This window comes from Pedobacter sp., from assembly GCF_039594775.1.
Classification (GTDB): Bacteria; Bacteroidota; Bacteroidia; order Sphingobacteriales; family Sphingobacteriaceae; genus Pedobacter.
The window spans coordinates 196,634-210,027 of the sequence record NZ_JBCNMT010000004.1; the positions used below are offsets into that span (position 1 = coordinate 196,634).

6 protein-coding genes are annotated in these 13,394 nt (G+C 41.0%); all 6 read left to right on the top strand.

The genetic code is table 11. From position 1 onward, the window contains the following. Positions 1-17: 17 nt before the first annotated feature. The 6 genes from ABDV71_RS12255 to ABDV71_RS12280 all read left to right on the top strand — a co-directional run bounded on the left by ABDV71_RS12255 (position 18) and on the right by ABDV71_RS12280 (position 13,050). Positions 18-3,161, top strand: coding sequence for a TonB-dependent receptor (locus ABDV71_RS12255; protein WP_343532942.1), 3,144 nt, complete (start codon positions 18-20; stop codon positions 3,159-3,161). Between the two features lie 17 nt (positions 3,162-3,178). Continuing rightward, a complete protein-coding gene (locus ABDV71_RS12260) occupies positions 3,179-5,242 on the top strand; it encodes a RagB/SusD family nutrient uptake outer membrane protein (RefSeq protein WP_343532944.1) in 2,064 nt (687 codons plus the stop codon). Positions 5,243-5,259: 17 nt separating this feature from the next. Next, a complete protein-coding gene (locus tag ABDV71_RS12265) occupies positions 5,260-5,595 on the top strand; it encodes a hypothetical protein (RefSeq protein ID WP_343532946.1) in 336 nt (111 codons plus the stop codon). Positions 5,596-5,633: 38 nt separating this feature from the next. Continuing rightward, positions 5,634-7,004 (top strand): sulfatase-like hydrolase/transferase, encoded by a 1,371-nt coding sequence (locus ABDV71_RS12270; RefSeq protein WP_343532948.1) that lies wholly within the window; start codon positions 5,634-5,636, stop codon positions 7,002-7,004. Positions 7,005-7,499: 495 nt separating this feature from the next. Continuing rightward, positions 7,500-8,882, top strand: a complete 1,383-nt coding sequence (locus ABDV71_RS12275; protein ID WP_343532950.1) for a T9SS type A sorting domain-containing protein — start codon at positions 7,500-7,502, stop codon at positions 8,880-8,882. A gap of 124 nt (positions 8,883-9,006) precedes the next feature. Then, on the top strand, positions 9,007-13,050 hold the full coding sequence (locus ABDV71_RS12280) for a two-component regulator propeller domain-containing protein (RefSeq protein ID WP_343532952.1): 4,044 nt from the start codon (positions 9,007-9,009) through the stop codon (positions 13,048-13,050). The last annotated feature ends 344 nt before the right edge of the window (positions 13,051-13,394 follow it).

A 13,394-nucleotide genomic window follows, 5' to 3' on the forward strand; every position in this document is an offset into this window, starting at 1 on the left:
AAACAAACTAACCCAACATGAAACAAATCTCCTTAACTTTTTTGTTCATCATTTGCGTTTTGCAGATGTATGCACAGGATGTTGCCTTGATCAAGGGCATAGTCAGAGATCAAACTAACCAACCCGTTCCTGGAGCTACCATTACCGAAAAGGGAACTTCCAATGTCGTTATTTCTGGTAATGATGGTACCTATCAAATTAAAGTTCAAGCTGGCGCTACTTTGGTATTTAGTTACTTAGGCTTTAAAACACAGGAACAAAAGGTAAACGGACGAACTACTGTTGATGCCCGTTTGCAGGATGAACAGAACAATCTTAACGAAGTGGTGGTAGTGGGTTACGGTCAAACTGCCGTTAGGGGCGATTTGACTGGTTCCATCTCTTCTGTAAAAGGGACAGAGATTGCAAAAGTTCCGGTACAAAACGTTGCACAGGCTTTACAGGGACGTATTGCCGGAGCACAGGTTTCCATGGCCGATGGTACTCCTGGTTCGGAGCCAAAAATTACCTTGCGTGGAGGAATGTCCATCACCCAAAGTAATGAGCCACTTTATGTAGTTGATGGTGTACCGCAAACTGATGGACTTTCTTTCCTAGACCCTATGGATATCGAATCCATCGATGTGATGAAAGATGCCTCTTCTACATCTATTTATGGTGCCCGTGGAGCCAATGGCGTAATTTTGATTACTACCAAGAAAATCAAATCTGGTAAGGTGAGAGTAAGTTATGACAATTATGTAGGAGCTAAGAAAATCACCAACGAACTGCCTATGCTATCGGGATATGAGTATGTTTTGGCACAATATGAATATGCCGCGAATTCTTCGGCCGCTATTCAACAGAAGTTTTTGTCTGCCTACGGAACGTTTGCTGATTTAAAGAAGAACTATGAAAATAGAGTGGGCAACAACTATCAGGATGTACTTTTTGGAAACACGGCAATGAGCCAATATCACAAATTTAGTGTAAATGGCGGTAGCAATGAAACGCAGTTCAATGCTTTTTATTCGCATAATCAAGATGAAGGCATTATGCTTTCCAGCGGTTCTGTAAAAGACATCGCCAAGCTAACGGTCAACCATAATATAAGCAAAAAGCTAACGGTGAATGCTATTGTTAATTATGCCAATCAGCAAATTACCGGTGTGGGTACCACCGAAGGGGGAAATGCACGTTTAAGCTTCTTGCAAAATATTCTGCAATACCGACCTGTTATCGGTTTAAACGGAAGCGATCAAGATTTGTTGACCCAAGACGCAGATCCTTTGGATCCCAATCCAAATGCACCTACTTTCCAAAATCCACAAACTGCTGCCGAAGCCAACCAAAGAAACAATCGTTTAAAATCGCTAAATCTTAACGGCAGTTTGCAATACAGTTTCCTTAAAAACTTAACGTATCGTGGTTTGGTGAGCTATTCGGATATTAGCAATAAAACCAAAGCCTTTACCGATGCGAGGTCTATTGTTGCCGTTAGAAGTGGGGGCGCTTTCGGAAGCATTGCCCAAAATGCCGCTAGTCGTTTTAATTACAACAACACCATTACCTATGCTAACATCTTTAACAAAAAACATAAATTTGATGTTTCTGTAGGACAAGAATATATCTATAATTATACCGAAGGTTTCTCTGCTTCTGCCTCTGCTTTCCCTGCCGAAAACGTGGGATGGGATAATTTGGGCTTTGGAACAATCTCTGCTATTCCAAATTCTTTTGCACAAGATGAAAAGATGCTGTCTTTCTTTGGTAGAACCAACTACAGCTATAAAGGCAAGTACCTGTTAACTGCTAGTTTGCGTGTAGACGGTTCTTCTAAATTTGGAGCTGACCATCGCTGGGGTGTTTTCCCTTCTGCTGCGGTAGCCTGGAAAGTTGTTCAGGAAGATTTCATGAAATCTGTACGTGCCATTTCTGATTTGAAACTACGTTTTAGCTACGGTACTTCAGGCAATAACAGAATCAGTGATTATTTGGCTTTTGGTACTTTTGGAAACGTAAGTTATGCGCTAAATAATCAACCAGCTACAGGTGTAGCATTAAATAGCCTACCCAATCCGGGCTTAAAATGGGAAGCTTTACAGAGTGCTAACATTGGTTTAGACTTAGGTTTGTTTAAGCAAAGAATTACGTTAACTACCGAGGTTTACAGCAACCGCTCTAAAGATTTATTGTTCAGCTCCCGCATTCCGGCAAGTTCTGGTTTTGCTACGCAGTTAAGAAACATTGGTACTACTTCTAGCAAGGGAGTAGAGGTTACCTTGAATACCGTAAATGTGCGCAATGCCAATTTTAACTGGAACAGTACCTTAAACTTTGCCTTTAACAAAACCAAGGTGTTGAGTTTAAGTGATAATGAAACTTCTATGGTGGTTCCTAGCTACACCACCACCAATGATTATATTTTGCAGGTGGGCAAAGCGGTAGGGAACATGTATGGTTACATTCAAGATGGTTTGTACCAGGTAAGCGATTTTGATTACAATGCTACCAACAATACCTATACCCTTAAAAGTGGTGTGGTAACTGATGCCACTACGGTAAGGCCAGGCTACATCAAATTTAAAGACCTTAATGGTGATGGTAAAATAGATGAAAAGGACCGTACCATATTAGGTAACGGAAACCCTAAGTTTACCGGAGGCTTTAACAATACTTTCAGCTACAAGGGGATTGATTTAAGTGTCTTCATTAACTGGTCGGTTGGCAATAAAGTATATAATGCCAATAAGCTCAATATGCAGCTTTTGGATGAATACAGTAACGACTTTGCTTACATGGCTAACCGTTGGACAACCATTAACGCTAACGGGCAGCTTGCTTCGCCTGCAGAATTGGAAGAACTGAACAAGGGCAAGACCATTGCAAACACCATTGGTACACAGGATAGACGTTTGTATGATAAAATGATTGAAAATGGTTCTTTCCTACGTATCAACAACATCAGTTTAGGATATACATTGCCGCAAAAATGGTTGAGTAAAGTAAAAATCGGCAATGCCCGTATCTACGTTACAGCTTATAACTTGCATGTGTTCTCTAATTACTCCGGCTATGATCCAGAAGTAAGCGTGATGAGAAATCCATTAACTCCTGGTGTAGATTTTAGCGCCTATCCAAGGGCAAAATCGTTTGTGGCAGGTATTAATCTATCCTTATAATTATAATCGAGATGAAAATGAAATTCATAAATAATAAAGTGTTGTTAAGTGCAATCTGTTTATCACTTTTTGCAACATCTTGTAAAAAAGCTTTGGAGGTAGAACCTTATTCGTCATTTACCAGTGGCAATTTTTTTGAGAATGAAAATCAGGCCTATATGGCAACCTTGGGAGTATACCAGTCGCTTGCCCAACAAGGTACCTATGGTTGGTATATTAATTTGGTTTACGATAATGATACCGATATTTCGCAGATTGATGGAAATGTGGACGCCAATCAATGGCGAGCCATACCTCATTATGCGCCTACCAAAGAAAGTGCATTTTTAGACCAAACTTGGATAGCCCTTTATCAAGGTATTGGAAGAGCCAATGTTGTTTTGGCTCAAATTCCTCAAATGGCTACCTACACCAATGGTACGGCAGCCCAAAAAGCAGTACTAAACCGTTTAATCGGGGAGGCAAAATTTTTACGTGGCTACTACTACTTTGACTTGGTTCGCTTGTTTGGCGACGTGCCCCTTAAGTTAACGCCATCTCAAGCTGGAGAAAAATTTGATGTTCCTCCAACAGATCGTTACGTCATCTATGATCAGATTATTAAAGACATGAAAGAAGCGGCAGAAGTGTTGCCAGCTACTTTGCCAACAGATGAGAGAATCAATAAATGGGGTGCAAAAGCAGTATTGGCCAGAGTGGCTTTATATGCTGGAGGATATTCATTGCGCAATAAGGGCGCAGGTGTAGGAGCTATGGAAAGACCCGCCAATTATAAAACTTACTATATCTTAGCAAAACAGCAGATTGATGACGTGATCGGTAGTAATTTGTATTCGCTTAATGCCGATTATACCAAAGTATTCAAAAATCAATGCCAGTACATTTTAGAGCCAAAAGAGAGCTTGTTTGAGGTTGCTTTTTTCAATCAGGCCAGTTCAAGTGTTGGCGGTAATGCCGTGGGCCAGTTTAATACACCAACCACTGCTAATGGAGTTTATAGACAGGCTAATGCAAGGGTTTTAGTGCTTAAACCGTTCTTCGATTCTTTTGATACCAAAGATCTTCGTCGTGATTTTTCTGTGGCTGCCTATCAGATCAATGCGGCAGGGTTAAAAGTTCCTTACCTCGCTTCAAGAGGTGAAGAGAATTGGAGAGTGGGCAAATGGAGCAGAGAATACCAAACAGGTGCCTTACAGGAACAATTGAGTACCCATATCAATACCGTATTAATGCGTTATGCGGACGTATTATTAATGAGGGCAGAAGTGGAAAACGAATTAAATGAAGGACCAAATACTGCGGCTTACGATGCCATTAACGAAGTGAGAAGAAGAGGTTATGGAATCAATGCCCCAGGCAATAGTATTTCCATAGAAATAACCTCAGCTGGAAGCGGCTATTCGGCAGTTCCCACTTTCACCATTGCCGGTGGTGGCGGAACGGGAGCCATTGGTGGCGCAAACTTAATTTCATCTACTGGCGCTTTAGGACCAATGACCATTGTGACAACAGGCTACCCTAATACCATTAACGCTGGTTATGGTTATACAAGCGTACCTACGGTAACGGTAACAAACCCTTGGCCTGATAACACGGCTAATTGGGCGGCAGCCAGAGCTTATACTGTTGGTACTTATGTAAAACAAGGAAACAATTACTACAGGGTAGCTACTGCGGGCACTTCTACCAATACCCCTCCAACCCATACCTCAGGTAATTCAACAGCGGCAAGCACGGGGGCGGTATTTACTTATGCAAGTGTTGCGGTAGTTAAAGCTAACCTATTGCCAAAGCCAACCAATGCTGATGCAGATTTGGCTGCCGGATTGAATAAACAAGCATTTTTTGATGCCATTGTAAAAGAAAGGGCACTTGAACTTAGCTTCGAGGGTGGACGTAGGGGAGACTTAATTCGTTGGAATATGTTGGGTGCAAAAATTGCCTATACCAAATCAATTATTAGAACAAACTATACCTATGTGTCGGCAACTAACTTCAGACCAAATCAGCATGAACTTTACCCCATTCCGTTAAGTGAAACTGATGTGAACAAATCAATTGGACAAAACCCAGGATATTAAACTAAAAACTAAATAAAATGAAAAGATTACTATTAACAGGTCTGATGATTTTGGCAGCTTCGGCACTATTTGCCCAAACTAAACCAAAAGGCATGAAAGAAGTGAGGGATTCTGTGTTTACTTCACTTAAGCTATCGGATGAAAACAAACAAAAAATGCACGACCTTATTCTGGAAACCAGTAAGGCAAAGGCAGAAATTATCAAAGATGCAAACTTGACAGACGAACAGAAAAAAGCAAAATTGGAAGAACTTAGCAGTGCCCAAAGCAAAAAGGAGCAGGAAATCATGACTCCTGAACAAAGGGCTGCTTGGACTAAATTTGCCAGGGAGTATAAACGTCCAAAAAACTAAATTTAATTATCTTTAAGAAGCTTTTATTTCCAGTTAAAATGCAAAGACGGAGTTTTATATACCTATTACTATGGTGCTTTTCGGCAATCGGTGTCAAGGCGCAAACCTCTACCAAACCGAACATTTTGGTGATTATGACCGATCAGCAAACCGCTGATGCTATGAGCAATGCAGGTAATAAAAACCTAAACACCCCAGCTATGGACAGGTTGGCTGCTAATGGTGTACGTTTTACCAAAGCCTATTGCGCTCAACCTTTATGTACCCCATCACGTACTGCCATTTTTAGTGGGAAAATGCCATACGAGACAGGCTTTGTAGGTAATGCTCCGGAAAAAGATGGCCAATGGTCGGACAGTTTGTTGGTAATGGGCAAGATACTAAAAAATGGAGGCTATAAAACTGGTTATGTAGGTAAATGGCATTTGCCTATACCTACCACCAAGGTAAATCAACATGGTTTTGATTATATAGAGAATACCAACTTTTTGGATTATAACGATGCCGCAACTCCTTCCTTTTGCGCTCGTTTCCTAAAAGAAAATAAGAATAATCCGTTTTTGCTAGTAGCTTCATTCCTAAATCCACATGATATTTGTGAATGGGCGAGAGGCGATGCCATGAAGATGGATGTGTTGGCAGATGCACCGCCGCCACACCTATGCCCTGAATTACCAGCCAACTGGGACATTCCAGCTGATGAGCCTAAAATTGTACGGGAGCAGCAAAAGGTAAGTTTCAGAACTTACCCAACCGTTAATTGGACAGGCGATCAATGGCGTCAATACCGTTGGGCATATAACCGCTTAGTTGAAAAAGTTGATGTTTATATTGGCATGTTGCTGGCTTCGCTTAAAAAATACGGCCTTGAGAAAAATACCATCATTATTTTTACTGCCGATCATGGCGATGGCTATGCCGCACATCGTTGGAACCAAAAACAGATCTTATACGAAGAATCTGCAAAAGTACCTTTCATTGTTTCTAAGCTGGGCGAATGGAAACCCCGAGTGGATGACATGTTGGTGTGTAACGGTATCGATATTATTCCCACCATTGGCGGTTTTACTGGGGTAAAATTGCCAAGTTACCTTAAGGGAGTTGACCTTAGCAAAAGAATTGCTGCTCCCAATCAACAATTAAGGGATACGTTGGTGATAGAAACTGATTTTGCAGATAATGAACAGCTGATGGGCATTAACGGTAGGGCAGTAATTACCAGAGACTTTAAATATATTGTTTATAACAAAGGTGAAATCCGCGAACAGCTATTTGATTTGAGTAAGGACCCCGGAGAGATGAAGAACTTGGCGGTTGATAAAGCTTACGCTAAAAAGCTGAAAAGTATGCGCAGCTACTTGAAACATTGGTGCAAGCAAAATGGCGATACATTTAACGCAGGGATATAATTTAACCACATACCAATCCCCTCTCCTTGTAAGGCAGAGGGGATTTTTTTGATAGGTAAGTAGCTTAAAGTTACCAGAAACTTTCCCAAGCGTTTCTCTCTCCCTTTAAGGGAGAGATGTCCACAGGACAGAGAGGGATATTATTTCAAAAACCTCTCCCTAACCCTCTCCTTGAAAAGGAGAGGGGACAGGTCATTGCTAGCTCGACTATCGTCATACCCAACTCGGTTGGGTATCATAATGCTTTAGTATTTTCAGACTTACGAAGTTTTTGAAACTTCGTAAGTCTTATAAGATGCTATCATGCATTAAGATTCCCGCCTACGCGGGAATGACGCATGGATGGAAGAAAAACAGTTTAACCAAAATTGAATGTTATTTAACCAAAATTGAAATGGGGTAGTAGTATGGGTTTTTAGCTTTGATTGGCGGTAAATACCGCCCTAACCAATTAAACTGAAGTGAAACGCTTCTATGACTAAAACCCCGAGTGATATGAAAAAAACTCTACTTTTTATTGCCTTTTCGTCTCTGTTTTTACAGCTAAAGGCTCAAACAACTTATGATTTTGGAACTACCAACCAAGCAACAATTGCTCCTTTGTACGCTAGTGGTTCCACCGCCCCTCAGTGGCCTTTGGATACAGGTTCGCCCTATATTCCTTTGTCGAGTATGGGGACTGTCGGTATCACCTCAAGAAATAACACAGCTGGTAATGTTCAATTGGTGAATAGTCCAATAGCTGGTCTTACTGGAGGTTATCTGAAATTTGTAACAGGTTCAACTACTGATATCAATTCGAAATTTGGAGTATACGATCAGGTTGGAGCAACCAAGGTAGCCACAGTAAAATTTAAAATTCATGTGCCCAGTACTTCCGCTACGGGTAGTTATGTGTTTGCTTTCGGGAATGGTGCTGCAGCGGCATCAGCAAATTTAGGTCCTAATGTAGGTCAAAATTTGGTGGTGCTAAGATTTGCAATTGGAGCTGGAGTAGTGATTAATCACTATTCGAGCGTTACCAGTGGATATGTAGGAAATGATTTTATTGGTGGAGCAAATTCCATTTCAAAGGATGTTACCCATACCGTAACCGTTTTTATGAATAACGAAGCTACTGGCCAATCTTATGAGACTACTGGAACCAACAATTTATCCCCTGGTACTTACGATGTTTGGGTGGATGGAGCAAAGGTGTTGGCTGGAGCAGTTACAGCAGGTTTGGCATCAAACAACGTGATAGAAGACATGAACTTTATCAATTCGGTAGGCCATGCCACCTCATCTGTGGTTTACTTTGATGATTATGTATATTCAAATGCACTTACGCCATCAGTACTCCCTGTAACACTTTCTGCAGCACTTGGTGCAAAAGCTGTAGGCACCCACGTAGCCTTAAACTGGACAACAGCGTCAGAGCAGAACAGCAACCGCTTTGAAATATGGCATGCTACCAACGGCAAGGATTTTAATCAGATAGGTCAACGCCCAACCACTGCTCCAAATGGTGCAAAATATAGTTTTACACATAGTAATGCTCCAAAAGGGAATAATTATTACAAATTGATACAGGTAGATAATAATGGTAACCGTACAGAATATGGTCCGGCTGTGGCCTTCGTTTCGTTATCGCAAACCGATTTAATAGTGAAAGGAAATTGTACGAGTGTAAGCATTACGCTAAACAGCGATAAAGCATTGAAAGAAGGATTGATCAATGTTACAGATATTACCGGACGTGTAGTGGGCAAGCTAACCGTGAACATTGCAACGGGAGCCAACCAATATAACCTGCCGTTGAATTTGGCTGGTGGAGTTTACGTAGCGACGGTAAAAGGAGATGGCTTACAATTGGCCCAAAAGTTTATCCTATATTAACAATAATTATATTTGGTTTCTGGAAGCCGCCTTCATTGGCGGCTTCCTACATTTAGCAGAAGACCTTAAGCGGCTTTTTTAGATGCTTATGCTTAACATGTTGAAAGAAATTAATAGATGTTTGATGAAAAGTAGGGCTAATTTTTGGTATTTGTATTTAGGCTTGTTTTTGACGCTGTGGGGAGTTAGGGAAGCTCATGCCCAGCGAAGCGAAAAACATTTCCGTAATATCTCAGTAGAAAAAGGCCTTTCGCAAAGCACTGTTTTTTCTATCACGCAAGATACCCTGGGCTTTATATGGATGGCTACCAAAGATGGCTTAAACCGTTATGATGGTAAGCGTTTTGCCATTTATCGTCCAAGTAATGATCCTAAAAGTATTGCCTCAAGCTATATTAGTTATCTGTATGTAGATAAAGAAGGGCAACTATGGGTAGGAGGTAACCGAGGAATCAGTAAATACAATTATGCTACCGACAATTTTGAGAACTATCAATTAGCTCGTACAGCGGGCGAATGGAATATTTCCAGTATCATTGAAGATGACCATCAAAATCTGTGGGCAAGCTCTACCGGAGGCGATATCTTCTCTTACTCAAAAACGTCAAAAAAGTTTGTCCCCCTTAATGTTGATGTAAGGGCCTATGGCATCAAACATGTTTCGTTTATCAGCTATTGGAAAAATAGTTTGATAATGGGAACAGAACTTGGTTTATATCAAGTATCTGCCAACAAACTAAAGCTCGATAAAATTGATCTGGGCATAGCCAAGCCCGAAGTTAACTGTGGTTATGTAGATGGTGACCTATTATTGGTAGGGACAGAAGGCAATGGCTTATTAACCCTGCATGCCAAAACAGGCTTGGTAAAGGTAGACAAGCATTCGGCTGCCCCAAATACTCTGGCCGATAATAACGTAAGAACCATTTGTAAAGACCAATCGGGAAATGTGTGGGTAGGTACTTTTCGTGGACTTTCTATTTATAGTCCAATAAGCAGAACTTTCCAAAATTATTATCACCAGCTTTCGGAGCCCTTTACCCTTAGCCAAAACTCAGTTCGCTGTATTTTTAGAGATAGACAAAACGGCATGTGGCTAGGCACCTATTACGGTGGGGTAAACTATTACCATCAAAACCATATTAAATTTAACCTGCTAAGTCAAAAAACAGGCGAACTTTCCCTAAATGACGAAGTGGTAAGTGTAATCAAGGAAGATGGCGAGGGCAATATTTGGATAGGAACCAACGATAAAGGTCTTAACTATTGGAACCGGAAAAGTAACCACATCAGTTATTACACCGCAAAAGAAGGTAATTCAAACGGCTTGAATACCAATAACATCAAATCACTGGTATTTGGCCCCAACAACCAAGTGCTTATTGGCACCCATAACGGAGGACTTAATGTATTAAACAAAAGTACCGGAGCCGTTAAGCACTACCTGCACAACGATTCGGACCCACAAAGTATTGCAGGTAATTTGGTATATAGCCTACTTAAAGATGATAAGGGCCGTATTTGGGTGGGCACCTATTCTGGCCTAGATCAGTTTAATCCCCAAACAGGAGTGTTTAACCATTTCCTTTTGGATAATGCCGGACGTAGGTTGCGTTCTGATGAAATTACCTATCTTTTCCAAGACAGTAAGAAACGTATTTGGATTGGTACTACAAGCGGTATTGCCCAATTTTATCCTGATAACTTGTTGTTTGGCCTATTGCCCAATTCCAAACTAGCAGATGACGTGATCAATTGCGTGGCCGAAGACAAAAAAGGCCGTATTTGGGTAGGTACCCGTAGGGGCATCAGTCAATACCATGAAGCGAGCCGTTCGTTCATTACCAACGACACCAGAAAAGACTTTGTAAATGGTACCGTTTATGGTATTGTGCCCGATGAGAACGGTAACCTATGGATTTCTACCAACCATGGTTTGGTACAATTTAATCCCGATCAGCGCAGTGTGCATACCTTTGATGAAAAGGACGGTCTACAGAGCAACCAATTTAACGAATATGCATTTTGCAGAACCTCGGATGGCATGTTGCTATTTGGAGGCATTAAGGGAATATCCTATTTCCATCCCTCCTGGGTGAAACAAGCACCCGTAAAATTGCAATTACGTTTAACAGGTCTTGAAGTGCTCGGCAAAAATGTGGTTTCTAATGACGGAACAGATATTTTGGAAGGTCCTATTGATGAAGCTTCGAAAATTACCTTGGGCCCTGAAAGCAAGCAGTTCAATATTTATTTCAATAGCTTTAACTACCTGTCGGCCAACCGTACCAATTATTTGTATAAGCTCGAAGGTTTTGATACAGAATGGCAACCTACCGAAGACCCTAAAGTGGCCTATAGCAATGTGCCCGCAGGTACCTATACCTTTTGGGTAAAAGCCATTGGGCCAAATGGCGAAGAGAGCAATGTTAAGCAGCTGGAAGTTAAAATTCTACCACTTTGGTATAAATCAACCTGGTTCTATTTATTATTGGCCGGACTAATACTTGGTTTGTCATACCTTGCCTACCGTATTGTCTCCGAACGTATGAGCACCTTGCACCAACTCAAAATGGAACGTTTGGATAAGGAGAAAGTGCGTTATATCAATCAGGTAAAAATGGATTTTTTTACCAATGTTTCCCATGAACTAAGAACTCCTTTAACCCTAATGCTAGCCCCATTAGAAGAAATGTTGGAAAGGGTAGGTACAGACAAATGGCTACGTAAACAACATGAACTGATGTTTTCTAATGCCAAACGATTATATCATTTGGTAGATCAACTGTTTGAGTTTAAGAAGACAGAGCGAGGTACCCGAAAATTAAAGGTAACCCGTGGCGATATGGTAAGCTTTGTACAGGAAATTTACGAATCGTTTAAGCCATTGGCCGAAAAGAACAACATCCACTATACCTATCAGCCCGCCATGTCATCGCTGTCCTTACTTTTTGATAGGGATGCTTTGGAAAAGATGCTTTTTAATTTATTGTCCAATGCCTTTAAATACACTAGGCCCCAACAACGAATCAGCGTTATTTTGTCGGTAAAGGATGATTTTGTGGTATTGGAGGTTAGTGATACTGGAATGGGTATTGCCCCTGAGGAACTGGATAAAGTATTTGATCGTTTTTATCAGGTTGATGGTGGCGAGGCCAATTTAGGTTCGGGCGTAGGTTTGGCTTTCACCAAACGTTTGGTCGAATTGCACCATGGTCGTATTTATGTAGAAAGCGAATTGGATAAGGGAAGTAGCTTTGTAATAGAACTGCCCATGCCAGAACATTATTATACCGAAGATACTAAGCCCAAACAAAATGCCGACGACCTTGAGCGTAAGGCAGAGGAATTGGGCTTGGTAGAAGAAACGGATGAAGAAACAGTGCCACTGCGGGATGAAAACTTTAAAACCGCCAAAATTTTATTGGTTGATGATAATGAAGAGATTTTAAACTATCTGGAGGAATTTTTGCGAGATAGCTTTGAGATCCAAACCGCTACCGATGGGCAAAAGGCACTCCAATATTTAGAAAATACCCCCGTAGATTTGGTGTTGAGTGATGTGATGATGCCTGAACTTGACGGGCTGCATTTGTGCAAGCGCATTAAACAGAATATTAATACTTCCCATATCCCAGTTATTTTGCTCACGGCAAAAACTGAACTGTCGCAGCAATTAAAAGGAATGGAAATGGGCGCCGATGACTATATTACCAAACCATTTTCGCCGCCCTTGTTGAAGGCAAAATTGCTCAATATTCTTAAATCGCGTAAACGGTTAAAAGAGTACTATGCCGAAAGCAAGGAGATTGTTCCCGAGAACATTGCTTTTAATACTATCGATGAAGAATTTTTGAAGGAAGCCATTGCCATTATAGAAAACCATTTGTCGGATTCTGATTTTTCGGTAGATAAGTTCAGCAGGGAAATAGGCATGAGTCGTTCTAATCTATATTTGAAGTTTAAGGCCATTACCGGCGAATCGGCTACCGATTTTATTAAGCGCATTCGTTTTACCAAAGCAGTAGAATTGATGCAGGCCCAACGCTACACCATTGCCCAAATTGCCTATATGTGTGGTTTTAATTCACCTTCTTATTTCTCTACTGCATTTAAACAGTATTATGGGTATATGCCTTCTGAGTATATGGAAAAAAGAAATGGATAATTTGAAGGTGGTAATGAGGTGGTTTAATGATATGAGAATGCGATAATTGGATATATCCTTTTTGTCATTGCTCCTTCTTGTCATTCCTCCTTTTTCCCTGTCATTCCGAGTGTAGCGAGGAATCTCTTAGAATGCCAAAATACCCTTCGCTATATCCTAGCTGAGAGGAACAATATCGAATAAACCGTAAATAGCCCGTTAACACAGCCATTTCTACAAGTACTTTCCTCGCTGAATACGTAATTTAAAAGTGCCCTAAACCTTGGCCATGTTTTGTTGTTCTGTTTTCGGAAAAGGACGAGGCCAAAAGCGGATGGGAGCTTAGGTCTTGTTCTTTTCTTCAT